Annotated in this window: 21 protein-coding genes; 19 read left to right on the forward strand and 2 right to left on the reverse strand. The window is 71.5% G+C overall.

Annotation, left to right across the window (positions count from 1 at the left end; translation table 11 throughout):
* Window positions 1-93: 93 nt before the first annotated feature.
* The 10 genes from BHU06_RS13280 to BHU06_RS13325 all read left to right on the forward strand — a co-directional run bounded on the left by BHU06_RS13280 (window position 94) and on the right by BHU06_RS13325 (window position 11315).
* The gene (locus tag BHU06_RS13280) at window positions 94-1173 is read left to right on the forward strand and encodes an NAD(P)-dependent oxidoreductase (protein WP_139147068.1); all 1080 of its coding nucleotides are present in this window, start codon (window positions 94-96) and stop codon (window positions 1171-1173) included.
* Window positions 1160-1996, forward strand: a complete 837-nt coding sequence (locus BHU06_RS13285) for a GNAT family N-acetyltransferase (protein ID WP_070399670.1) — start codon at window positions 1160-1162, stop codon at window positions 1994-1996. The genes BHU06_RS13280 and BHU06_RS13285 overlap by 14 nt, the downstream gene beginning before the upstream one ends.
* Window positions 1997-2063: 67 nt before the next feature.
* Window positions 2064-3128 carry a dihydrodipicolinate synthase family protein gene (locus BHU06_RS13290; RefSeq protein ID WP_083293224.1) on the forward strand — a complete coding sequence of 355 codons (1065 nt, stop codon included), beginning with the start codon at window positions 2064-2066 and terminating at the stop codon, window positions 3126-3128.
* 23 nt (window positions 3129-3151) lie between these two features.
* The gene (locus tag BHU06_RS13295; protein WP_070399671.1) at window positions 3152-3928 is read left to right on the forward strand and encodes an ABC transporter permease; all 777 of its coding nucleotides are present in this window, start codon (window positions 3152-3154) and stop codon (window positions 3926-3928) included.
* A 61-nt stretch (window positions 3929-3989) separates the two neighbouring features.
* Entirely contained in the window at window positions 3990-5006 is a 1017-nt protein-coding gene (locus BHU06_RS13300; protein ID WP_070399672.1) for an ABC transporter substrate-binding protein, read from the forward strand.
* 5 nt (window positions 5007-5011) lie between these two features.
* Complete coding sequence (locus BHU06_RS13305) at window positions 5012-5827, forward strand: ABC transporter ATP-binding protein (protein ID WP_239478220.1); 816 nt, start codon at window positions 5012-5014, stop codon at window positions 5825-5827.
* A gap of 29 nt (window positions 5828-5856) precedes the next feature.
* Complete coding sequence (locus tag BHU06_RS13310) at window positions 5857-6684, forward strand: sugar phosphate isomerase/epimerase (protein ID WP_070399673.1); 828 nt, start codon at window positions 5857-5859, stop codon at window positions 6682-6684.
* Window positions 6685-8148: a mandelate racemase gene (locus BHU06_RS13315; RefSeq protein WP_070399674.1), complete on the forward strand. Its 1464-nt coding sequence runs from the start codon at window positions 6685-6687 to the stop codon at window positions 8146-8148.
* Window positions 8149-8209: 61 nt separating this feature from the next.
* Entirely contained in the window at window positions 8210-9649 is a 1440-nt protein-coding gene (locus tag BHU06_RS13320; protein ID WP_254668170.1) for an amidase, read from the forward strand.
* The gene (locus BHU06_RS13325; RefSeq protein WP_070399676.1) at window positions 9639-11315 is read left to right on the forward strand and encodes an FAD-dependent oxidoreductase; all 1677 of its coding nucleotides are present in this window, start codon (window positions 9639-9641) and stop codon (window positions 11313-11315) included. The genes BHU06_RS13320 and BHU06_RS13325 overlap by 11 nt, the downstream gene beginning before the upstream one ends.
* Window positions 11316-11335: 20 nt before the next feature.
* Here the strand turns inward: BHU06_RS13325 and BHU06_RS13330 are convergent, their stop codons facing one another.
* Window positions 11336-12067 carry a GntR family transcriptional regulator gene (locus tag BHU06_RS13330; protein WP_175442854.1) on the reverse strand — a complete coding sequence of 244 codons (732 nt, stop codon included), beginning with the start codon at window positions 12065-12067 and terminating at the stop codon, window positions 11336-11338.
* 218 nt (window positions 12068-12285) lie between these two features.
* Here BHU06_RS13330 and BHU06_RS13335 point away from each other — a divergent pair, with 218 nt between their 5' ends.
* The 6 genes from BHU06_RS13335 (at window position 12286) to hydA (ending at window position 18772) form a co-directional block, all read left to right on the forward strand.
* Complete coding sequence (locus BHU06_RS13335; RefSeq protein ID WP_070399678.1) at window positions 12286-13281, forward strand: TRAP transporter substrate-binding protein; 996 nt, start codon at window positions 12286-12288, stop codon at window positions 13279-13281.
* On the forward strand, window positions 13278-13832 hold the full coding sequence (locus BHU06_RS13340; RefSeq protein ID WP_083293225.1) for a TRAP transporter small permease: 555 nt from the start codon (window positions 13278-13280) through the stop codon (window positions 13830-13832). The genes BHU06_RS13335 and BHU06_RS13340 overlap by 4 nt, the downstream gene beginning before the upstream one ends.
* Window positions 13829-15109, forward strand: coding sequence for a TRAP transporter large permease (locus tag BHU06_RS13345; RefSeq protein WP_070399679.1), 1281 nt, complete (start codon window positions 13829-13831; stop codon window positions 15107-15109). Before BHU06_RS13340 ends, BHU06_RS13345 begins: the two co-directional genes overlap by 4 nt.
* 9 nt (window positions 15110-15118) lie before the next feature.
* Complete coding sequence (locus BHU06_RS13350; RefSeq protein WP_070399680.1) at window positions 15119-16519, forward strand: amidohydrolase family protein; 1401 nt, start codon at window positions 15119-15121, stop codon at window positions 16517-16519.
* A complete protein-coding gene (locus BHU06_RS13355; RefSeq protein WP_070399681.1) occupies window positions 16516-17262 on the forward strand; it encodes an aspartate/glutamate racemase family protein in 747 nt (248 codons plus the stop codon). Before BHU06_RS13350 ends, BHU06_RS13355 begins: the two co-directional genes overlap by 4 nt.
* Before the next feature lie 61 nt (window positions 17263-17323).
* A complete protein-coding gene (gene hydA / locus BHU06_RS13360) occupies window positions 17324-18772 on the forward strand; it encodes a dihydropyrimidinase (protein ID WP_070399682.1) in 1449 nt (482 codons plus the stop codon).
* Here hydA and BHU06_RS13365 read toward each other — a convergent pair.
* Window positions 18744-19523 (reverse strand): IclR family transcriptional regulator, encoded by a 780-nt coding sequence (locus tag BHU06_RS13365; RefSeq protein WP_254668171.1) that lies wholly within the window; start codon window positions 19521-19523, stop codon window positions 18744-18746. The two genes, hydA and BHU06_RS13365, sit on opposite strands and share 29 nt — an antisense overlap.
* Window positions 19524-19682: 159 nt before the next feature.
* Between BHU06_RS13365 and BHU06_RS13370 the strand changes: the two genes are divergently transcribed.
* Genes BHU06_RS13370 through BHU06_RS13380 form a run of 3 tightly spaced genes read left to right on the forward strand, consistent with a single transcriptional unit; the run spans window position 19683 to window position 23482 of the window.
* The gene (locus tag BHU06_RS13370) at window positions 19683-21443 is read left to right on the forward strand and encodes an FAD-dependent oxidoreductase (RefSeq protein ID WP_070399684.1); all 1761 of its coding nucleotides are present in this window, start codon (window positions 19683-19685) and stop codon (window positions 21441-21443) included.
* Between the two features lie 9 nt (window positions 21444-21452).
* Window positions 21453-22232: an SDR family NAD(P)-dependent oxidoreductase gene (locus tag BHU06_RS13375; RefSeq protein WP_070399685.1), complete on the forward strand. Its 780-nt coding sequence runs from the start codon at window positions 21453-21455 to the stop codon at window positions 22230-22232.
* Window positions 22233-22288: 56 nt separating this feature from the next.
* Window positions 22289-23482 carry an ABC transporter substrate-binding protein gene (locus BHU06_RS13380; RefSeq protein ID WP_070399686.1) on the forward strand — a complete coding sequence of 398 codons (1194 nt, stop codon included), beginning with the start codon at window positions 22289-22291 and terminating at the stop codon, window positions 23480-23482.
* Window positions 23483-23484 lie beyond the last annotated feature (2 nt).

The following is a 23484-nucleotide window of genomic DNA, read 5'->3' on the forward strand; positions in this document are numbered from 1 at the left end:
CGCATACCCCAATCCCCGATTTCAACCAAACGGTTGACGCCGCCGGAACGCGCCCATATGCTCATTCCATCGAGTTTGAGAAAGGGCGATTCCATGCACAGCCAGCCATCCGGGGGAACGCCCCAGCACCGTGTCGCGCTGCTGGACCCGGCGCAGCTGCCCGAGCGCTTCGAGTCGGTCGAGGCGCTGGAGGAGTTCCTGTCGCGGCCCAGCCAGGCCCTGATCGACGACCTCGCGCAGGTGGACGGCGACCTCATGATCCTGGGCGTGGCCGGCAAGATGGGCCCCACGCTCGCGCGCCTGGCCAAGAACGCCGCGCCGCACAAGCGCGTGATCGGCGTGGCGCGCTTCAGCGACCCCGAGGTGCGCCAGCGCCTGGAGGCCTGGGGCATCGAGACCATCACCGCCAACCTGCTGGACCGCGCCGCCATCGAGGCCCTGCCGCGCGTGCCCAACATCGTCTTCGCGGCCGGCCACAAGTTCGGGGCCAAGGACAACCAGGCCCTGACCTGGGCCATGAACACGCACGTGCCGGCCCTGGTGGCCGACACCTTCCGCGGCGCGCGCATCGTGGGGTTTTCCACCGGCAACATCTACCCGCTCACCACCGTGGGGCGCCAGGGCGCCAGCGAGAAGACGCCGCCCGCGCCCCTGGGCGAGTACGCGCAGTCCTGCATCGGGCGCGAGCGCATGTTCGAGTACTTTTCGGCCCAGCACGGCTCGCCCGGGCGCCTGTTCCGCCTGAACTACGCCATCGACATGCGCTACGGCGTGCTGTACGACATCGCCTCCAAGGTGCACCGCGGCGAGGCCGTGGACGTGACCATGGGCCACGTGAACGTGATCTGGCAGGGCGACGCCAACGCGCAGGTGCTGCGGTCCCTGCGCCACTGCACGGTGCCGGCCACGCCGATCAACTGCACCGGGCCCGAGACCCTGTCGGTGCGCTGGCTGGTGGACGAGTTCGCGGCGCGCCTGGGCGTGCCGGCCCGCGTGGTCGGCCAGGAGGCGAGCACCGCCCTGCTGTCGGACACCACGCTGGCCTGCCGCCTGTTCGGCTACCCGCTGGTGCCGCTGGGCGCCATGCTCGACTGGGTGGCCGACTGGGTGAAGCGCGAACAGCCCGCCTTCAACAAGCCGACCAAGTTCGAGGTCAGGGATGGCGCCTTCTGAGGCCCTGACCCTGGTCGTGCTGGGCCCGGCCGACGCGCCGGATGGCCTGGCCTTGTCGGAGGCGGCGGGCTGGAACCAGACCGCCGAGGACTGGCGCCTGTTCGTGCGCCAGGGCCGGGTTTTTGGCCTGCGCGAAAACGAGGCGAACCGCCTGGTCGCCACCGCGGCCGCGCTGCCCTACGCCGGCGGCCTGGGCTGGATCTCCATGGTGCTGGTCGCGCCCGAGTGGCGCCACCAGGGCCTGGCCACCCAGCTCGTGCAGCACGGCATCGCCCACCTGCGCGCGCTGGACGCGACGCCGGTGCTGGACGCCACGCCGGCCGGTCAACCGGCCTACGCGCGCCTGGGCTTCGAGGCCGGCTTCGCGCTGGCGCGCTGGGAAGGCGTGCTGGCGGCCGCGCCGCCGGCGCCCGGCACCGGCCTGGCCGACGCGATCACCATCGCGCGGCTCGATGCGCTGGCCAATGGCTGCGACCGCGGCGCGCTGCTGATCGACTTTCTGCGCCGCCCCGGCACGCGCGCCTGGGTCGAGCCGGACGGCCATGGCTTCGTGCTGGCCCGCCAGGGCCTGTGCGCCACGCAGCTGGGGCCGCTGGTGGCGCCCGACGAGGCCTCGGCCCTGTCGCTGCTGCGGCGCGCGCTGGCCGATCTGCGCGGCCCCGTGTTCCTCGACGTGCCCGAGCGCTGGACCGCGCTGACGGCCTGGCTGCAGCACAACGGCTTCGTCCGCCAGCGCGGCTTTGCGCGCATGGCGCTCGGCGCCGCCCCCATCGCCGCCGTCCACCCGCGGCTGTTCGTCGTCGCCGGCCCCGAATTTGGTTGAGTCCCATGAGCCCCACCCGAGCGCCCGAAGGGGCTCGCCCCGCAGTGCACCGCACGGAGGTTACCCAGTGAGCCTGAGCGCCACCCAAGTCCAACACACCCGGGCGCTGCTGCAGCGCGGCCTGGCCATCCCGGCCCACCCGCTGGCGCTGAACGCGCAACGCCAGCTCGACGTGCGCCGCCAGCGCGCGCTCAGCCGCTACTACCTCGACGCCGGCGCGGGCGGCCTGGCCGTGGGCGTGCACACCACGCAGTTCGCGATCCGCGAGGTCGGCCTGTTCGAGGAGGTGCTGCGCCTGGCGATAGACAACGCGCGCGCCTGGGTGCCGGCCAGCCGCCCGCTGGCCATGGTGGCCGGCGTCTGCGGCCGCACCGAACAGGCCGTGGCCGAAGCCCGCCTGGCCCTGGGCCTGGGCTACAACGCCGGCCTGCTGAGCCTGGCCGCCATGAAGGGCCAGAGCGAGGACGCCCTGATCGCCCACTGCGAGGCCGTGGCGCAGGAGATCCCGCTGGTGGGCTTCTACCTTCAGCCCGCCGTGGGCGGCATGGGCCTGAGCGCCGCCTTCTGGGCGCGCTTCGCCGCCATCCCCAACGTGGTGGCGATCAAGGTCGCGCCCTTCCACCGCTACCGCACGCTCGACGTGGTGCGTGGCCTGGTCGAGGCGCGCGCCGAAGACCGCGTGACGCTCTACACCGGCAACGACGACCACATCGTGCTGGACCTGCTCACGCCCTTCACCGTCATGCGCGACGGTCAGCCGGTGACCGTGCGCTTTCGCGGCGGCCTGCTCGGCCACTGGTCGGTCTGGACCTCGGGCGCGGTGCGTTTGCTCGAGCAATGCCAGGCGGCGGCGCGCGAGCCGGCGGTCTCGGCCGAGATGCTGGCGCTCGACAGCCGCGTCACCGACTGCAACAGCGCTTTCTTCGACGTTGCCAACAACTTCCACGGCTGCATCGCCGGCTGCCACGAGGTGCTGCGCCGCCAGGGCCTGCTCGAAGGCATCTGGTGCCTGGACCCCAACGAAGGCCTAAGCCCCGGGCAGAAGGAAGCCATCGACCGCGTCTGCGCCCAGCACGCCGACCTGGCCGACGACGCCTTCGTGGCCCAGGGGCTGAGCCGCTGGCTCGCGTGACGGCCGCGCCCACAGGAGCACCCATGAACCAGAACAAGGCCCTGCGCTGGACCCTTCACTACCTGCCCGCCATCGGCCTGTTCGCGGGCTTCATCCTGCTGTGGCAACTGGCGGTGTCGGTGTTCGGCATCCGCGAGTACCTGCTGCCCGGTCCGTACGCCGTGTGGCAGTCCATGCTCAGCGACGAGATCCCCTGGCTCAGCCACGCCTGGATCACGGGCGTGGAGATCCTCGGCGCCTTCCTGCTGGCCGGCGTGGCCGGCGTGGCGCTGGGCATGGCCATCGCGTGGTCGCAGGGCATCTCGCGCGCGCTCACGCCTTTCCTGGTGTTCGTGAACACCCTGCCCAAGGTGGCGATCGCGCCGCTGTTCCTCATGTGGCTGGGCTACGGCATCCTGCCCAACATGCTGATCGGCGCGCTCATCGGCTTCTTCCCGGTGGTCATCAACACCGCCGTGGGCCTGACCCAGATCGACCAGGACCTGGTGGACCTGGGCCGCGTGTTCAGCGCGCCCAAGTGGAAGGTGTTCCTGAAGATCCGCATCCCCAACGCCTACCCCTACATCCTGAGCGCGCTCAAGGTCACCGCCACCTCGGCGGTGGTGGGCGCCGTGGTGGGCGAGTTCGTGGCCTCGCAGAAGGGCCTGGGCTACGTGATCATCACCACGCAAAGCAGCATGAACACGCCGGCCGCCTTCGCCGCGCTGGTGTGGATCTCCGTGCTGGGCCTGCTGCTGTATGGCCTGGTGGCCCTGCTGTCGCGCCTGCTCGCGCCCTGGGCCGAAGAGGCGCCGCGCTGAGCGCATCCCACTGTTCAGATCCCCGTCCGCCCCCCACCCCGTCCTCCGAAAGGAACACACCATGACCACCCGGATCGCCGCCCCCCTCGCCGCCGTCTGCGCGGCGCTGCTCGCGCTGCTGCCCACCGCGGCCAGCGCGCAGGCGAAGGAAAAGTTCACCTTCGCCCTCAACTGGTTCGCCGTGGGCGACCACGCCGCCTACTGGGTGGCGCTCGACAAGGGCTACTACGCCCAGCGCGGCCTGGACGTGACGCTGGAAAACTCCAAGGGCTCGGGCGACTCCATCGCCAAGGTCGACACCGGCCGCGCCGACGCCGGCCTGGCCGACGCGGTGCCGGTGATCTCGGCCAACTCGCGCGGCGCGCGCGTGAAGATGGTCGGCATGGTGTTCGACAAGACGCCCATGACCTTCTTCAGCCACGCCGACAAGCCGCTGCTCAAGCCCAAGGACCTGGAAGGCAAGACCGTGGCCGCGCCCGCCGGCGACAGCCAGCGCCTGGCCTTTCCCGCCTTCGCGCGCCTGAACCAGATCGACCCGGCCAAGGTGACCTGGGTCAACATCGAGCCCACCGCCAAGGTGGCTTCCATCGCCGAGAAGCGGGTGGACGGCGTGGCCGACTACACCACCGGCCAGCCCTTCTACGACAAGGCCATGGGCCCGGGCAAGGCCGTGCGCCTGCAATGGGCCGACTACGGCTTCGACCTCTACGCCATGTCCATCATCGCGGGTGAGAAGACCATGGCCGAGAAGCCGCAGCAGCTCAAGGCCTTCCTCGAGGCCTCCTACATGGGCTGGCGCGACGTGATGGCCAACCCCAAGGAGGCCCTGGCCATCTTCAAGAAGCGCGTGCCCGAGATCGACGTGGCCATCATCGAGGCCAACATGCAGATGGGCTTCGACCTGATGCGCACCAAGAACTACGCCGACAACGGCATCGGCTGGATCGACGAGAAGAAGATGTGCGCGTCCACCGACATCGTGAACACCTACATGGGCCTGCCGAAGAAGGTGGACTGCAAGGACGTGTTCAACCCCGCCTTCTTCACCAAGGTGGCGATGCCGCTGGCGGTCAAGTGAGCGCAGTGAACGCACGGGTCCTCATCGAAGTCGACCAGGCGGGCATGGTCTACCAGGCCGACAGCGGCCCGGTGGAAGCCCTGCGCGACATCTCCCTGCGCATCCACGAGGGCGAGTTCGTCGCCCTCGTGGGCCCCAGCGGCTGCGGCAAGTCCACGCTGATGCGCGCCATCGCCGGCCTGCGCCCGGTGACCAGCGGGCGCATCGTGGTGGACGGCGTGCCGGTGGACAAGCCCATCCCGCAGGTGGGCATGGTGTTCCAGGCCGCGCTGCTGCTCAAGTGGCGCACGGTGCTGGACAACGTGCTGCTGCCGGTGGAGCTGTCCGGCGGCAACCCCGCGCAGTACCGCGAGCGCGCCCACGCGCTGCTCAAGATGGTTGGCCTGGGCGACTTCGCCGACAAGCGCCCGGGCGAGCTCTCCGGCGGCATGCAGCAGCGCGCCTCGCTGTGCCGCGCCCTCATCATGGACCCGCCCATCCTGCTGATGGACGAGCCCTTCGGCGCCCTGGACGCCATGACGCGCGACGAGATGAACATCGAGCTGCTGCGCATCTGGGGCGAAAGCGCCGGCGGCGGCGCGCGCAAGACCATCGTCTTCGTCACCCACTCCATCCCCGAGGCGGTGTTCCTCGCCGACCGCGTGGTCGTCATGTCGCCGCGCCCCGGCCGCGTGGCCAACATCCGCGCGGTGGACATTGCGCGCCCGCGCACCGCCGAGACGCGGGCCGACCCGGCGCTCGGCCGCCTGTCCTTCGAGCTCTACACCGAACTCTCGGGCGCCACCGGCCGGCGCGAGACCCGGGCCGGCCCGCAGTGGTGAGCCGCGCGCGGCGCTGAAGGACCGGCCCCGTGCGCCTTGCCCTGTGCAACGAGGTCCTCGCGCCCTGGCCCTTCGCGCGCCAGTGCGAGTGGGCCGCGGCCGTGGGTTACCAGGGGCTGGAGCTGGCGCCGTTCACGCTGGGCGAGACCGCGTGGCGCCTGCCGGCCAGCGAACGCACCGCCCTGCGCCGCGCCGCCAGCGACGCGGGCATCCGGGTCTCGGGCCTGCACTGGCTGCTGCGCCAGCCCGAGGGCCTGTCCATCACCTCGCCCGACGCCGCCGTGCGCGCGCGCACGCTGCAAGTGCTGCGCGGCCTGGTCGATCTCTGCGCCGAACTCGGCGGCGAGGTGCTGGTGCACGGCTCGCCCGCGCAGCGGCGCCTGACGCCGCGCGACGCGGCCGGCGCGCGCGAGCGCGCCGCCGAGGTCTTCGCCGCGGTCGCGGAACACGCGCAGGCGGCGGGCGTCACCTACTGCATCGAGCCCCTGGCGCCGCCGGAGGCCGACTTCGTCCACACCTTGGCCGAAGCCGCCGCCCTCGTGCGCGCCATCGACCGGCCCGCGCTGCGCACCATGCTCGACTGCTGCGCCGCCGCGCGCGCCGAGGCCGAGCCGGTGCACGGGCTGCTGGCGCGCTGGCTGCCCAGCGGCCTGCTGGCCCACGTGCAGGTGAACGACCCGAACGGGCGCGGCCCCGGCCAGGGCGCGCTGGGCTTCGCCGACATCCTTCGCGCACTGCGCCGGCACGGCTACGCCGGCTGGCTGGCCGTGGAGCCCTTCGACCACCACCCCGATGGCCCGGCCGCCGCCGCGCGCGCCATCGGCTACCTGCGCGGCCTGCTGGAGGCCCTGGACTGAATGAACGACACGCCCGCCCCCCGCCTGAACGTGCTGTCCGTCGAGCGCTTCGAGTCGCCCTACCGGCTGCGCCTGCCGTTTCGCTTCGGCGTCATCACCGTGACCGAGGGCCGCCAGGCCATCGTGCGCGTGCGCGTGCGCCACGAGGACGGGCGCGAGGGCACGGGCTACGCCGCCGAGGCCCTGGGCGCCAAGTGGTTCGACAAGAACCCCGCGCTGAGCGACGCGCAGAACCTCGACCAGCTGCGCAAGGCCTTGGAGCTGTGCGAAGACGCCTACCTCGCGGCGCCCGCGCTCAGCGCCTTCGACCTGTACGCCGAGCACTACCGCCCGCTGCTGGACGCCGGCGCCGCCATCGGCCTGAACCCGTTGGTTACCAGCTACGGCCCGGCCCTGCTGGACCGCGCCGTGCTCGACGCGCTCTGCCGCATCGAGGGCCTGAGCTTCTGGCAGGCCATGCGGCACAACCGGCCCGGCCTGCGCGCGCACGCCATCGCGCCCGACCTCAAGGGCTTCGAGTTCGCGACCTTCCTGCGCGGCCTGGAACCGCTGCACACGCTGGCGGTGCGGCACACCGTCGGCCTGCTCGACCCCATCGTGGCGGCCGACCAGGCGATCGGCGCGCGCGTCAACGACGGCCTGCCCGAAACCCTGGAAGAGGTGGTGGCCACCTACGGCAACCGCTACTTCAAGCTCAAGGTTTCGGGCCAGGCCGAGGCCGACCTGGAGCGCCTGCGCCGCATCGCCTCGGTGCTCGATCGCCTGGATGAACCCTATTTCGCGACCCTGGACGGCAACGAGCAGTACGGCGACGCCGAGGCCATCGCCGATCTGTGGCGGCGCATGGCGGCCGATCCCGCGCTGCGCCGCCTGTGCGAGGCCACGCTGCTGATCGAGCAGCCCATCCGGCGCCAGGTGGCGCTGGCCCAGCCGGTGGCGGCGCTGGCGCGCCACAAGCCGGTCATCATCGACGAGTCCGACGGCGACCTCGACGCCTTTGCACGCGCGCGCGCCCTGGGCTACACCGGCGTCTCGTCCAAGGCCTGCAAGGGCTTCTACAAGTCGGTGCTGAACCTGGCGCGCTGCCAGGTGTGGAACCGGGCCGAGGGCCGGCCGGTGTACTTCATGTCGGCCGAGGACCTGACCACGCAGCCCGGCATCTCCGTGCAGCAGGACCTGGCGCTGGTCAGCCTGCTGGGCATCGCGCACGTGGAGCGCAACGCGCACCACTTCATCGACGGCTTCAACGGCCGCCCGCCGGCCGAGGCCCAGGCCTATGGTGCCGCGCACCCGGACCTGTACCACGAGCAGAACGGCCACGTGCGCCTGCGCATTCGGCGCGGGCAACTGGCCCTGGGCTCGCTGGCGGCCGCGGGCTTCGGCTCCGCCGTGGACCCCGTGCTGGACGGCACCGCGCCCATGGCGCGCGCCGACTGGCCCCCCGCCGCGCCGGAGCACGCATGAGCCCCGCCGCACCGTTCCCCCGGGGCTCGGCCCCGCCCTGCGCCGCATGGAGGTGTGCCCCGTGAGCATCGACCGCTACGAAGAACACGACGGCCTGGGCCTGGCCGCGCTGGTGCGCCGGGGCGAGGTGGCGCCGCAGGAACTGCTGGACGCCGCGCTCGCGCGCATTCAGCGCCACAACCCGCGGCTCAACGCCGTGGTCACGCCGCTGCACGACGCGGCGCGCGCCGAGGTCGCGCGCGGCCTGCCGCCCGGTCCCTTCCAGGGCGTGCCCTTCCTGGTAAAGGAGCTGGTGGCCTCGGTGGCCGGGGCCGCCACCACCGCGTCCTCGCGCCTGTTCGCGCGGCAGATGCCGGCGGCCGACAGCGAGATCGTGGCCCGCATGCGCCGCGCGGGGCTGGTGATCGTGGGCAAGACCAACTCGCCGGAGTTCGGCCTGTCGCCGGCCACCGAGTCGATGCTCTACGGCGTCACCCGCAACCCCTGGGACACCGCGCTCACGCCCGGCGGCTCCAGCGGCGGCGCGGCGGCGGCCGTGGCCTCGGGCATGGTGCCGGCGGCCCACGCCACCGACGGCGGCGGCTCCATCCGCATCCCGGCCTCGTGCTGCGGCCTGTTCGGCCTCAAGCCCACGCGCGCGCGCATCAGCGCCGGGCCCGAAGGCGGCGAGGGCCTGAGCGGCCTGGCCCACCAGCACGTGGTGAGCCGCAGCGTGCGCGACAGCGCGGCCCTGCTCGACGCCCTGGCCGGGCCGATGCCGGGCGACCCCTACCAGGCGCCGCCGCCCGAGCGGCCCTACCTCGACGAAGTGGGCCGCGCGCCCGGGCGCCTGCGCATCGCCTTCGCCCGGACCGCGCCCACCGGCGTGCCCGTGGACCCGGCCTGCGTGGCGGCGGTGGAAGACGCCGCGCGCCTGTGCGAGCAGCTGGGCCACCACGTGGAAGAGGCCTCGCCCGACTTCGACGCCCCCGCGCTGGAGCGCGGCTTCGAAATGGTGTTCGCCACCAACACCATGGCCAACATCGCGCGCGCCACTGGCGGCGCATTGCCCGACCGCGAGCTGGTGGAGCCGCTGACCTACGCGCTGGCCGAGGCCGGGCGCGGCGTGAGCGCGAGCGACTACATCCTCAACCTGCACGCGCTGCACCGCCAGGCACGGCGCATCGCCGGTTTCTTCGAGCGCCACGACATCTGGCTCACACCCACGCTGGCGCAGACGCCGCGCCCGCTGGGCTGGTTCGACATCCGCTCCAGCGACGTGCGCGCCTGGATGGACCGGCTGGCCGCCTACCTGCCCTTCACCTACCCCTTCAACGTCACCGGCCAGCCGGCCGCCTCGGTGCCGCTGCACTGGACGCCGCAGGGGCTGCCGATCGGCTGCCAGTTCGCGGCGCGCTACGGCGAAGAGGGCCTGCTGCTGCGCCTGTGCGCGCAGCTCGAAGCGGCCCGCCCCTGGTTCCACCGGCGCCCGCCGGTGAGCGGGCTGGCGCATGGACACTGACGAGGTCGACCTGCTGGTCATCGGCGGCGGCGTGGCGGGGCTGACGGCCGCGCTGGTGGCGGCCATCGAAGGCCTGAGCGTGCTGGTGTGCGAGAAGACCGGTCAGCTGGGTGGCACGGCGGCCAGTTCGGCCGGCACGGTGTGGGTGCCGGGCAGCAGCCAGAGCCAGCGCGCCGGCCTGGCCGACCCGCTGGAGGGCGCGCGCCGCTACCTGGCGGCCGAGATCGACACCGACAGCGGGGCCGACCTGCGCGAGGCCTTCCTCGCCACCGGCCCGCGCGTGCTGGACTACCTGGAGCGGCATTCCGACGTGGTGTTCGCGCCCGCCGCGCGCCACCCCGACTACCACGACCGGCATGCCGGCGCGGCCATCGGCGGGCGGGCCCTGGTGGCGCGCCCCTTCGACGGGCGCCTGCTGGGCGCCGACTTCGCGCGGCTGCGCCCGCCCCTGCGCCACATGATGGTGCTGGGTGGCCTGTCGGTCAGCAAGGACGACGTCGCGCCGCTGCTGCGCCCGTTCGCCTCCTGGCGCGCGCTGCGCCATGTGCTGGCCCTGCTGGCCCGGCACGCGCGCGACCGCCTGAGCCACCCGCGCGGCACGCGGCTGGTGATGGGCAATGCGCTCATCGCGCGCCTGCTGCACAGCCTGCGCCAGCGCGGCGTGGACCCGCTCACCGGCGTGGACGTGCGCGCGCTGCACCAGGAAGGCGGCGCCGTGACCGGCGCCACGCTGACGCACGGCGGCCGCGAGCGCCGCGTGCGCGCGCGCCGCGGCGTGGTGCTGGCCTGCGGCGGCTTCGGGCACGCGCCCGACTGGCGCCAGCGCCTCCTGCCCCAGCCCGCGCACACGCATTCGCTGATGGCCGAGGGCAACACGGGCGACGGCCTGCGGCTGGCACAGGCCGTGGGCGCCGCGGTCGATGAGACCGGGCACCGCGCGCCGGCCTTCTGGGCGCCGGTGTCGGTGCGGCAGGGCGCGGACGGCGCGCCGCAGCGCTTCCCGCACTTCGCGCTGGACCGCGCCAAGCCGGGCCTGATCGCCGTCGACGCGCGCGGCCGGCGCTTCGTCAACGAGGGCGACTCGTACCACGACTTCGTGCTAGCCATGCAGGACGCGTCGGCCGTGCCCGCGCACCTGATCTGCGACGCCCGCTTCCTGCGCCGCTACGGCCTGGGCCTGGTGCGCCCCGGTGCCTGGCGGCTGGGCCCATTCGTGCGCGACGGCTACCTGCGCCGCGCGCCGACCCTGGCCGCGCTGGCGGCGCAGCTCGGCGTGGACGCCGAGGGTCTGCAGGCCACGGTGGCGCGCCACAACCGCTTCGCGGCCACGGGAGTCGACGAGGAGTTCGGCAAGGGCACGAGCGGGCTCAACCGCTTCAACGGCGACCCGGACCACGGCCCCAACCCCTGCCTGGGCCCGATCGCCACCGCGCCGTTCTACGCGGTGAGCGTGTGGCCGGGCGACGCCGGCATGAGCGTGGGCCTGAGCACCGACGCCGACGCCCGGGTGCTGCGGCCCGATGGCCAGGCGATCGATGGCCTGTACGCCTGCGGCGCCGACATGGGGTCCATCATGCGCGGGCGCTACCCCGGGCCGGGCGTCACCCTGGGGCCGGCGCTGGTGTTCGCCTGGCGCGCGGTGAGGCACGCGGCGGCGCCGGCCTGAACCGGTGCGCCGCCGCGGGCTCAGGCCGCGCGCGCGGCGGCCAGCGACTGGGTGTAGGCGGTGCCCGTCTTGAGCACGTGGCGGAACAGGATCTCGCCAGCGAAGCGCGCGTCGCGCAGCTCCATGGCCGACATCACCAACTCGTGCTCCTTCACCGACTCGTCCCAGCGCCCGTCGGTGGTGATGGCGATGAAGCGCGGGCGCCGGGCGCGTGTCATCAGGTCGGCGTGCGTGCGGCTGAGCTGCGGGTTGTCCGCCATCTCGATGATGGTTTCATGGATGCGGTGGTTGAGCTCGAAGTAGCGGTCGCGGTCGCCCTCGGCGTGGTGCCGCAGCATCTCGTCGTGCAGCGCGCGCAGTCGGGCCAGGGCCGGCGCCGAGGCCTGCAGCGTCACCGTCTCCACCGCCAGGCGCTCCAGGGCCGCGATCACCGCGAACAGGTTGACGATCTCGTCCGTCGACGGCGTGGTCACGCGCGAGCCCCGATTGGGCAGCAACTCGACCAGGCCCTCGGCCGCCAGCACCTTCAAGGCCTCGCGGATGGGCGTGCGCGACACGCCCAGGGCCTCGCTGAGCCCCACCTCGTTGATGCGCTCGCCCGAGGCGAGCTCGCCGTGCACGATCAGGTTGCGGATGTGCCCGCAGACGTCGGCGTGCACGCCACGCCGGCGCCGCTCCTCCGCGCCGGGCGGCTCTTCCGCGCCCGGCGCGGGGGCGGTCTCTTGCAGGGACCCAGTCAGCGGCTTGTCCACGGCCTTCCCCATTTGAATGCAAACCTGGCCGAATCGGCCAAAAGTGAATTATCTTAGTGCGAGGTTAAGGCAAATTCAGTCGCATGAGCACCAATTGAGTGCGTAAATACCCTGTTGACAGGGGAATAGTCGAAAAGATAATGCACTTGCACGGTTCTTGCATTTTCCAGGTCGTCATCCCCTGTAACCCATCCGCTGACCCCAGCGAAGGAATTGCCATGAAGTTTCGCCGATCCCTTGTTCTCTCGGCCGTCGCCGCCCTGACCCTCGTGGGCCTTCACGCCCCCTCCATGGCCCAGCAGCGGCTGCGCGTGGCGGGCAACTTCCCCGCGGACCACACGGCCACCAAGGTGATGGAGATCTTCAAGAAGGAGGTGGAGGCGCGCACCAAGGGCGAGCTCCAAGTCGACCTGTTCCCCAACATGCAGCTGGGCGGCGCGGCCGAGAACGTCGACCAGGTGCGCTCCGGCACGGTGTTCGCCATCGTCACCTCCATCGCCTACTTCACCCGCATCGTGCCGGAGTACGAGGCCGTCAGCCTGCCCTTCCTGTTCAGCTCGCGCGAGGCCGCCTTCCGCGTCATGGACGGCCCGGTCGGCAAGCTGTTCGACGAGCGCATGGCGCAGAAGGGCTTCATCAGCCTGGGCTACGGCGAGCTGGGCTTTCGCCACGTGACGAACAACGTGCGGCCCATCACCTCCTCGGCCGACTTCAAGGGCCTGAAGATCCGCCTGCAGCCCAACGAAGTGCACCTGGACACTTTCCGCGCGCTGGGCGCCAACCCGGTCGCCATGGACGTGAAGGAGGTCTACTCGGCCATGCAGCAGGGCGTGCTCGACGGCCACGAGAACCCCTACAACATCATCGCCAGCCGCCGCTTCAACGAGGTGCAGAAGCACCTGTCCGACACCGGCCACTTCTACGACTTCATCAACGCGGCCGCCAACAAGCGCCTGTTCGAGCGCCTGAGCAAGCCGCAGCAGGAGGCGGTCATGGCCTCCATGAAAGAGGCCATGACCTGGCAGCGCGCGGAAGCCGCCCGCGAGGATGAGCGCTGGCGCCAGCAGCTGGTGAAGGCCGGCATGACCTTCACGGCGATCACCCCGCAGGGCCGCGCCGACTTCCGCCGCAGCACCGCGGGCGTGGTGGAGTCGCTCAAGAAGCGCATCGATCCCAAGCTGATCGAAGCCGTCGTCACCGAGGCGAACAAGTGACGCAGGGCGCGAGCGCCGCCGAGGCGGCCCCGCCGCCCGGCGACAACGGACTGCCCCCGATCTGGCCCGCCATCCGGCGCTGGGTCGAGGCCCTCGACCGCGTGTCCATGGTGGTGATCGTGCTGGCCATGGCCGCCATGACGCTGATGGTGTCCCTGCAGGTGTTCTGGCGCTACGTGCTGAGCTCGTCCATCGACTCGGCCGACGAGGTCTCGCGCCTGTTCTTCGTCTGGGTCATCTTCCTGGCGATCCCGCACGGCATCAAGTACGCGGTGCACGTCGGCATCGACCTGCTGCTCATGGCCCTGTCGCCGCGCAACAAGGAACGGCTGTTCCGCGTGGTGTGCGTGGCCAGCGCGGTGCTGATGGCGGCGATCTTCTGGGCCGCCTGGGTGGCCACGCTGGACAAGTGGCAGGAGCTCATGCCGACCCTGCCCATCACCGCCGGCATCTACTACGTCGCCGTGCTGATCTGCGCGGCCCATTCGTTCATCCACCTCGTGCTGCACGCCTGGCTGGGTTCGCGCATCTGGGAAGGAAGGTTGTCATGACCTGGCTCGTGATCATCGTCTTCTGCGTGCTCGCTTTCGCGGGCATGCCCCTGGCGTTCGCGCTGGGCTTCGCGTCCCTGGCCGCCCTGTACGCCGCCGACTTCGAGCTGGTGATGCTGGCGCAGCGCATGCTGCACGCGGTGGACAACTTTCCGCTGATGGCCATCCCGCTGTTCATGCTGGCCGGCGAGCTGATGGTCAAGGCCGGCATGATGGAGCGGCTGGTGGCCTTCGCCAACAGCCTGGTCGGGCGCGTGCACGGGGGCCTGGCCCACGTGACCATCATCGCCGGCACCATCCTCGCCTCGGTCAGCGGCGCGGCCGTGGCCTCGGCCAGCGCCTTGGGCAGCGCCCTGGTGCCCGCGCTGCGCAAGCACTACCCGGACAGCTTCAACTGCGCGGTGATCGCCTCGGCGGCCAACCTGGGGCCGGTGATTCCGCCGTCCAACGCCATGATCGTCTACGCCCTGATGGCCGGTTCCTCGGTGTCGGTGGGCGGGCTGTTCATGGCCGGCATCGTGCCGGGCGTGCTGCTGGCGCTGGGCTTCATCGGCATCGCCAGCTTCATCTCCTGGCGGCGCAAGTACCCGCCCACGGGCGAGGCCTTCAACGCGCGCAACGCCTGGGTGCAGTTCCGCAAGGCGCACATCATCCTGTTCATGCCCATCATCGTGGTGGGCGGCATCATCGGCGGCGTGTTCACGGCCACCGAGGGCGCCGCCATCGCGGTGATCTACTCGGGCGTGGTGGGCCTGCTGGTCACGCGCAAGCTGAGCCTGTCGGACCTGCCGGGCTGTCTGTTCCGTGCGGCCGTCACGGCCTCGATGGTGGGCGCGCTGATCGCGCTGGCCGCCACCGTGACCTTCCTGCTCACCGTGGACATGGTGCCGCAGCAGTTGGCGGACTGGGTGAAAAGCATGACCGCCGATCCCATGGTGTTCGTGCTGCTGACCATGCTGCTGCTGGTGGTGGTGGGCATGTTCATGGAGTCGAACGCGGCCTACATCATGCTGGTGCCGCTGTTCGTGCCGATCGCCGACGCCTTCGGCCTGGACCCGCTGTGGTTCGGCTTCCTGTTCATGTTCAACCTGGTGATCGGGATGATGACGCCGCCGGTGGGCGTGCTGTTCTTCGTCATGAGCGGCATCACCCGCGTGCCCATGGGCGCGATCATCCGCGAGTCCATGCCCTTCGTGATCTTCCAGTTCGCGATGCTGCTGCTGTGCGTGGCCTTTCCGTCCATCGTCACGGCGCTGCCGCGCGCGCTGGGCTTCTAAGGGGTGGCCATGTCACTGGACGCATCCAGCCCGGCGGCGCCGGGCCCAATGGACCGGCTGGACCTGCTGATTACCGGCGCCACGGTGGTGCACACGCGCCCGCAGCTGGAGGTCATCGAGAACGCGGTCATCGGCATCGCCGGCCCGCGCATCGCCTTCGTGGCCCGGGCCGGCGACGCGCCGCGCGTGGACGCGCGCCGGACCATCGACCTGCGCGGGCACCTGGTGCTGCCGGGCTTCGTCAACGTGCACACCCACACCATCCTCACCATGGTGCGGGGCGTGGCCGAGGACATGGGCTTCGCGCCGGCCTACACGCCCGGCGTGCCGCATGGCCATGAGGTCACGCCGGACGAGGCCGTGGCCCTGGCGCGCCTGGGCGCGCTGGAGGCCCTGATGTTCGGCTCCACCGTCATCAACGACAGCTACGTGCACGCCGACCTGACCCTGCCCGCGATGGCCGACGTGGGCCTGCGCGCCTACGCCTGCGGGCGCATCCACGACGTGGACTTCTCCCGCGTGCACCTGGGCGAGTGGCGGCACGACGAGGCCATCGGCGAGCGCACCCTGGGCGAGGCCCTGGCCCTGCACGGGCGCTGGCACGGCGGGCCCGAGGGCCGCACCGGCGTGCACCTCACGCCGCACGCGCCGGACACCTGCTCGCAGGGCCTGCTGCGGCGGGTCGCCGACCACCGCGAGCGCCACGGCGGCGTGGTCACCACGCACCTGTCGCAAAGCCGCATGGAGAACCAGCGCGTGCAGGAGCGCGATGGCTGCACGCCCTGCGAGCTGCTGGAGCGCACCGGCCTGCTCGGCCCCTCGCTGATCGCCGCGCACGGCATGTACATGAGCGAGTCGGACATGCGCCGCGCCGGTGAGGCGCGCATGAACCTCGCGCACGTGCCCAAGGGCAACGCCACCGGCGGGCGCATCGCGCCCACGCGGGCCATGCAGGACGCCGGCATCCGCCTGGCGCTGGCCACCGACAACATGCACGCCGACATGATCGAGGTCATGCGCTGGGCGCTCAACCTCGGCCGCATACAGACCGGCGGCATCGACGACGGCTGGCAGCCGGCGGACATGCTGCGCATGGCCACCTACAACGGCGCGCACGCCATGGGCCTGGGCGAGCACCTGGGCAGCCTGGAGGCCGGCAAGCTGGCCGACATGGTCTGCGTGGACATGCGCCGCCCGCACCTGGTGCCCAACATCAACCCGCTGGGCAACCTCGTGCACACCGGCCAGGGCCGCGACGTGGCCATGGTGCTGGTGCACGGCGAGATCGTGGTGGAAGGCGGTCGCGCCCTGCGCGTCGACCAAGACAGCATCCTGGCCGACGCCCAACAGGCGGCGGCCGCCTTGTGGGAGCGGGCCCGTGCGCAAGTCGAGCCCCGGAGAAACGCTTGAACATCCTCGTCATCAACCCCAACATTTCCCTCAGCGTCACCGAGCTGATCCACAACGAGGCGCGCCGCGCGGCCCTGCCCGACACGCGCATCACCATGGCCACCGCGCCCTTCGGCGTGGCCTACATCGAGACGCCGGGCGAGGCCGCCGTGGGCGCCTACGCCACGCTGCAGCTGCTGGCGCAGCAGCAGGCGGATCACGACGTGGCCGTCATCGCCGCCTTCGGCGACCCCGGCGTGGCGGCGGCCAAGGAGCTGCTGGACATTCCCGTGGTCGGGCTCACCGAATCGGCGGTGGCGGCGGCCTTCCTGCTTGGCGGGCGCTTCGCCATCGTGGGCATCTCGCAGCGCATCGGCGCCTGGTACGTGCAGACCGTGGAGCAGCTGGGCCTGTCCTCGCGCATGACCGGCTACCGCGGGCTCAAGCAGGGCTTCGCCAGCGTGGGCACGGTGCAGCAGGAAGCGCGCGACGTGCTGCGCGAGATGTGCCTGAGCTGCGTGGAGCAGGACGGCGCCGACAGCATCATCCTGGCCGGCGCGCCGCTGGCCGGTCTGGCGCGCGAGATCGCCGCCGACGTGCCCGTGCCCCTGATCGATGGCGTGGGCAGCGCCATCCGCATGGCCGAGGCCCTGGGCCGCGCCGGCTACACGCCGCGGCGCAGCGGCGCGATGTCGCCGCCGCCGGCCAAGGCCCACCAGGGCCTGAAGGACGGCCTGGCCAGCCTGATCGGGCGCCAGCCGTGAGCGCCGCCGGACCGTTCCCCAGGCGCTCAGCCCCGCAGCGCGCAGCACGGAGGACCCTGCCATGAGCGATCGCCCGAGTTTCGACCTCGTGGTCCGCAACGCCCGCGTGGCGACGGCCTCGGACAGCTTCGTCAGCGACATCGGCATACGCGATGGCGTGATTCAGCAACTGGGCCACGGGCTCGCCGCCGGCGCGCGCGAGATCGACGCGGCGGGCCGCGTGGTCACGCCGGGCGGCGTGGACGCGCACTGCCACCTCGACCAGCCCATGGCGCCGCCGGTGCGCATGGCCGACGACTTCGACAGCGGCACGCGGGCCGCGGCCTGCGGCGGCACCACCACCGTCATTCCCTTCGCGGCGCAGGTCAAGGGCCAGTCGCTGCGCGCCGCGGTGGACGACTACCACGCGCGCGCCGAGGGCCGCGCGCACATCGACCACGCCTTCCACCTGATCGTGAGCGACCCCACGCCCGAGGTGCTGGGCCGCGAGCTGCCCGAGCTGATCCGCGAGGGCTACACCTCGTTCAAGATCTACATGACCTACGACGACCTCAAGCTCGACGACGGCCAGATCCTGGACGTGCTCGAGGTCGCGCGGCGCCACGACGCCATGGCCATGATCCACGCCGAAAACGCCGACTGCATCGCCTGGCTCACGCGCCGGCTGGAGGCGGCGGGCCGCACCGCGCCGCGCTTTCACGCGCACGCGCGGCCCATGCTGGTGGAGCGCGAGGCCACGCACCGCGCGATCTCGCTGGCCGAGCTGATCGACGTGCCCATCCTCATCGTGCACGTCTCGGGCCGCGAGGCGGTGGAGCAGATCCGCTGGGCGCGCGCGCAGGGGCTCAAGGTGTTCGCCGAGACCTGCCCGCAGTACCTCTTCCTCACCGCCGAGGACCTCGGCATCGACGACAGCTACAAGGGCGCGCGCTGCGTCTGCAGCCCGCCGCCGCGCGACAAGCAGAACCAGCAGGTGATCTGGGACGGCCTGAGCGACGGCCTGTTCACCGTGTTCTCGTCCGACCACGCGCCGTTCCGCTACGACGGCACCGAGGGCAAGAAGCCGAACGGCGAAGAGGTGGCCTTCCAGCACATCCCCAACGGCATCCCCGGCATCGAGACGCGCCTGCCGCTGCTGTACTCGGAGGGCGTGCTGGGCGGGCGCATCACGCTGCAGCGCTTCGTCGAGCTCACGTCCACCAACCCGGCCAAGGCCTACGGCCTGCACCCGCGCAAGGGCACCATCGCCATCGGCAGCGACGCCGACCTGGTGATCTGGGACGAGGGCGAGCGCACGGTGCGCAACGCCGCCCTGCACCACGACGTGGACTACACGCCCTACGAAGGCATGGCCCTGCGCGCCTGGCCGGGCGTGACCATCGCCAGCGGCGAGGTGGTGTGGGACGGGCAGGCCTTCCACCCGCGCCGGGGCCAGGGCCGCTACCTGCGGCGCGGCCGGCCGAGCCTGTTGCCGGTCCGGCCTACTTCGCTCCCCCCACACGCCGCGTGATCTCGGCGGCGCAGGCCAGCAGGGGCTTGGCGATGCGCCCGTTCCACGCGGTGTCGAAGGTGGCCGACGGGCCCATCACCAGCACGCCGAGCACGATGTGGCCCTCGGCGTCGAACACCGGCGCGCACAGCGCGTCGATGCCCGGGATCGGCTGACCGAGCGTGCGCGAGAGGCCGTGCTGGCGGATCTCGGCCAGCGTGGGCTCCAGGTCCTGGATGGTGTGCACCGGCTTGGGCGCGGTGCCGTAGTTCGAGCGCGCCAGGTCCTCCGCCAGCAGCCGCTCCACCACCTTGGGCGGCAGGTAGGCCGCGAACAGCCGGCCGGTGGCCGTGTTGGTCAGCGACATCACGGTGCCGGTGCGCAGGTTCACGTGCAGCGGCTGGATGGGTTCTTCCATGCGCACGATGGTCGGCCCCAGGTTGCCCCAGACCACCAGGGCCACGCTCTGCCCCGTGGCGTGCGCGAGCTGCTCCAGCACGGCGGACGCCTCCTTGACCGGGTCCATGCGCTGCAGCTTGATCAGGCCCAACTGCAGGGCCAGCGGCCCCAGCTCGTACTGCCCGGCGTCGTTCTGCGACACGAAGCCCACCTTGAGGAAGCTGACCATGTACGGGTGGGCCTTGCCCGCCGTCATGCCGGCCGCCTTGGCCAGGTCCTTCAGGGCCACCGGGCGCACCTTGCGCGCGAGCTCCAGCAGCAGGGCGCTGCCGATCTCGATCGACTGGATACCTCGACGGCTCTTTTCTTCCATGGGGACGTGGGCGGTGGGGGCGCGGGCAAGTGTATCCATAGGGTTTTCCCTGATTATTTCAAACGGCTACGACCCAATCAGACGAAAAGATATTATCAAACGCATTGACCATAGTCAGATAGGGCTTCTAGAATCGCCCCCACTGACAAGGAGCAAGGCATGTCACAGGAGACACAAGCCGTCGACGTACTGGTGATCGGTACCGGCGCATCGGGCATGGCCACGGCCGTCACCGCCGCCGCGCAGGGGCTGCAGGTGCTGGTGGTGGACAAGCAGCCACAGTTCGGCGGTACCACGGCGCGCTCGGGCGGCTGGCTGTGGATCCCCGGCACCCACCTGGCCAAGGAGCAGGGCATCGAGGAGCCGCCCGGCGCGGCCAAGGCCTACCTGAAGCACGAGGCCACCACGCACTACGACGAGCGCCGCGTCGACGCTTTCCTGGAGAACGGCCCCAAGGCCATCGAGTTCTTCACCAGCCAGACCCCGCTGCGCTTCGACCTGCCGCCGGTCTTTCCCGACTACCACGCCGAAGCCCCCGGCGGCCTGCCGGGCGGGCGCTCCATGGTGACCCGGCCCTACGACGGCCGCGAGCTCGGCCCGCGCATCAAGCTGCTGGCGCCGCCGCTGCCCGAGCTCACGGTGTTCGGGATGATGCTGGGCTCGGGCCCCGAGATCCGCCACTTCATGCGGGTCTTCAAGTCGCCCACGTCCTTCTGGTACGTGACCAAGCGGCTGACGCGCCATTTCTTCGACGTGCTCATCCACGGCCGCGGCATGACGCTGACCAACGGCAACGCGCTCGCGGGCCGCCTGGCCAAGGCCGCCATGGACCGCGACATCCCCGTGTGGTTGTCCTCGCCGGTGAAACAGCTGCTGGTCGAGGGCGGCGCGGTCACCGGCGCGCTGGTCGAGCGCGAGGGCCGGCCGGTGCGCGTGGTGGCGCGCCGCGGCGTGGTGCTGGCCGCGGGCGGCTTCCCCTACGACGTGGAGCGCCGCCAGCAGCTGTTCCCGCACGCGCCCACGGGCCGCGAGCACTTCTCGCCCTCGCCCTCCACCAACACGGGCGACGGCCTGCGCCTGGCCGAGGCCGTGGGCGGGCGCGTGGACGGCACCATTCCCCACGCGGCCGCGTGGGTGCCGGCCTCCGTCACCACCCGCCCGGACGGCAGCGCGGGCGTGATGCCGCACTTCATCGACCGCGCCAAGCCCGGCGTGATCGCGGTCAACCCCGAGGGCCGGCGCTTCACCAACGAAGGCAACTCGTACCACGACTTCGTGCAGGCCATGGTCAAGACCTGCGAAGGCCGGCCCGAGGTCTTCGCCTGGCTGCTGTGCGACCACAAGGCCCTGCGCAGCTACGGCCTGGGCTGCGTGGCGCCCGCGCCCCTGCCCATCGGCCGCCACCTGCGCAACGGCTACCTGAAGTCCGGCGCCAGCCTGGCCGAGCTGGCCACCCAGCTGGGCATCGCGCCGGCCACGCTGGAGCAGACCGTGGCCGAGTTCAACCGCCACGCGGCGAAGGGCGAGGACCCGGCCTTCGGCAAGGGCAGCAAGGCCTACAACCGCTACCAGGGCGACGCCACCGTCACGCCCAACCCCTGCGTGGCCCCGCTGGAACACGGCCCGTACTACGCCATCCGGCTGGTCATTGGCGACATCGGCACCTTCGCCGGCCTGGTCACCGACGAGAAGACGCGCGTGCTGGACGCGGCGGGCCAGCCCATCGCCGGCCTGTACGCGGTGGGCAACGACGCCGCCAGCGTGATGGGCGGCAACTACCCCGGCGCGGGCATCACCCTGGGCCCGGCCATCACCTTCGGCTACATCGCGGGCCAGGAGCTGGCCAAGGCCGCGCCGCTGGCGCCGCCCGCCACCGCGCCCGCGGCCAGCGCGCGCGAACAACTGGCCCCCACCGCCTGAGGAGACGCCATGCCCACCTACCCCGACACGCTCGCGCCGCGCCTGCTGCAGGGCCGCCTGGCCTTCGTCACCGGCGCCGGCCAGGGCAACGGCCGGGCCTTCTGCCTGGGCCTGGCGCAGGCCGGCGCGCGCATCGTCGCCACCGACATGAACGCCGTGGCCGTGGAAGAAACCGCGCGCCTGGTGCGCGAGGCCGGCGGCGAGGCCTGGTCCTTCGCGCTGGACGTGACCTCGGCCGAGGCCTGCCGCGAGCTCGCGGCCCGGGTCGCTCACGAGGTGGGCGCCGTCGACCTGCTGGTGAACAACGCCGGCATCATCATCCGCGAGACCACCGCCAGCCCGCGCGCGGCCGAGAACTTCAAGAAGACCCTGGACGTGAACGTGCACGGCACCTTCAACGTCACGCACGCCTTTCTCGACGCCCTCAAGGCCACGCGCGGCTGCATCGTCAACATGGCCTCCATCGCCGCCTACGCGGGCCAGGGCGCCTCGCTCGGCTACGCGCCTTCCAAGGGCGCCATCAAGCTGCTGACGCAGTCGCTGGCGCAGGAGCTCGCGCCCTTCGGCGTGCGCGTCAACGCGCTGGCGCCGGGCGTCATCGAAACGCCCATGACCGCCGCCACGCGCGAGGACCCGTCGCGCCTGCAGGGCTTCATGACGCGCATCCCCATGGGCCGCGTGGGCCAGACGGAGGACCTCGTCGGTCCGATCGTCTTCCTGGCTTCCGACATGTCCCGCTACGTCACCGGCATCACGCTGCCGGTGGACGGCGGTTTCCTCGCGGTGTGACACCCGCGCCCAGCCACCCTTCCCGCCACCTCAATCGACCACAGGAGACAAGAAAGATGAACATCAAGCGTTACTGGGGCGCCGCGCTGTCGGCCATCGCCCTCGCGGCCTTCGCGGGCGGCGCCCAGGCCCAGGACATCAAGCTCGGCTACAACGGCGACCTCTCGGCCTCGCCCTCGGCGCAGAGCGGCCAGGCCGCCGTCATCGGCATGGAGGCGGCCATCGCCGACATCAACGCCGCTGGCGGTGTGCTGGGCAAGAAGCTGGCGCTGGTGGTGCGCGACGACGCCTCGGCGCCGCCCAAGTCCATCCAGAACATGACCGACCTGATCGACAACGAGAAGGTGGTCGCCGTGTTCGGCCCCACCAACTCGGGCAACGCCATGGCCTGGAAGCACATCGCCAACCAGAAGAAGGTGCCGGTGATCGGCAACGTGGGCTCGGGCACCGCCATCACCGCGCCCATGGGCTCGGGCGACAACTACATGTTCCGCGTCTCCATGGTCGACCGCGAGCAGGTGGCCGCGCTCATGGCCTACGTGAAGAAGAACAGCGCCGCGAAAAGCGTGGGCCTGATGGCCGAGACCACCGGCTACGGCCAGGGCGGCCTGAAGGACATGCAGGAGCTGGCCGAGAAGCAGGGCATCAAGATCGTCGCCACCGAGCACTTCGGCGTCGGCGACACCGACATGACCTCGCAGCTCAACAAGATGAAGGCCGCCGGTGTGGACACCGTGGTCGTCTGGGCCCAGGGCACGCCCATCGCCCAGCTGGTGCGCAGCATGGAGAAGGTGAACTACTTCCCGCTCACGCTGACCTCGTGGGCGGCGGACAACATCACCTTCTATGACGCCGCCGGCAAGACCCTGGCCGAGAAGCCCATCTTCATGCGCACCGTGAGCGAGGAGAAGACGCCCGCGCAGCAGAAGCTGTACGACCGCATCGGCTCGAAACTGAAGGCCCCGAGCGCCTTCTCCTTCGCGCTGCACGGCTACGACTCGGTGCTGCTCTACGCCGCCGCCGCCAAGCAGGCCAACAGCACCGACGGCGCCGCCGTGCGCGCCGCGCTGGAAGACCTCAAGGCCCCGGTGCAGGGCGTGCTCAAGACCTACAACAAGCCCTTCAGCAAGACCGACCGCGAAGCGCTGACCGCCGAGGACTTCGTCTGGATCCGCTGGAAGGACGGCAAGCTGCTGCCCTACAGCGACCCCATCCTGAAATCCCTGACCGCGGCGGACTTCAAGCAGTGAGC

Origin of the sequence: Hydrogenophaga sp. PML113, assembly GCF_001777155.1 — a bacterium.
GTDB lineage: Bacteria > Pseudomonadota > Gammaproteobacteria > Burkholderiales > Burkholderiaceae_C > Hydrogenophaga > Hydrogenophaga borbori.

Excerpts from the sequence above, each read along its gene's own strand:
- BHU06_RS13280 (WP_139147068.1), top strand. The coding sequence starts at position 94 with ATGCACAGCCAGCCATCCGGGGGAACGCCCCAGCACCGTGTCGCGCTG.
- BHU06_RS13285 (WP_070399670.1), top strand. The coding sequence starts at position 1,160 with ATGGCGCCTTCTGAGGCCCTGACCCTGGTCGTGCTGGGCCCGGCCGAC.
- BHU06_RS13295 (WP_070399671.1), top strand. The coding sequence starts at position 3,152 with ATGAACCAGAACAAGGCCCTGCGCTGGACCCTTCACTACCTGCCCGCC.
- BHU06_RS13300 (WP_070399672.1), top strand. The coding sequence starts at position 3,990 with ATGACCACCCGGATCGCCGCCCCCCTCGCCGCCGTCTGCGCGGCGCTG.
- BHU06_RS13315 (WP_070399674.1), top strand. The coding sequence starts at position 6,685 with ATGAACGACACGCCCGCCCCCCGCCTGAACGTGCTGTCCGTCGAGCGC.
- BHU06_RS13325 (WP_070399676.1), top strand. The coding sequence starts at position 9,639 with ATGGACACTGACGAGGTCGACCTGCTGGTCATCGGCGGCGGCGTGGCG.
- BHU06_RS13335 (WP_070399678.1), top strand. The coding sequence starts at position 12,286 with ATGAAGTTTCGCCGATCCCTTGTTCTCTCGGCCGTCGCCGCCCTGACC.
- BHU06_RS13345 (WP_070399679.1), top strand. The coding sequence starts at position 13,829 with ATGACCTGGCTCGTGATCATCGTCTTCTGCGTGCTCGCTTTCGCGGGC.
- BHU06_RS13350 (WP_070399680.1), top strand. The coding sequence starts at position 15,119 with ATGTCACTGGACGCATCCAGCCCGGCGGCGCCGGGCCCAATGGACCGG.
- hydA (WP_070399682.1), top strand. The coding sequence starts at position 17,324 with ATGAGCGATCGCCCGAGTTTCGACCTCGTGGTCCGCAACGCCCGCGTG.
- BHU06_RS13365 (WP_254668171.1), bottom strand. The coding sequence starts at position 19,523 with ATGGAAGAAAAGAGCCGTCGAGGTATCCAGTCGATCGAGATCGGCAGC.
- BHU06_RS13370 (WP_070399684.1), top strand. The coding sequence starts at position 19,683 with ATGTCACAGGAGACACAAGCCGTCGACGTACTGGTGATCGGTACCGGC.
- BHU06_RS13375 (WP_070399685.1), top strand. The coding sequence starts at position 21,453 with ATGCCCACCTACCCCGACACGCTCGCGCCGCGCCTGCTGCAGGGCCGC.
- BHU06_RS13380 (WP_070399686.1), top strand. The coding sequence starts at position 22,289 with ATGAACATCAAGCGTTACTGGGGCGCCGCGCTGTCGGCCATCGCCCTC.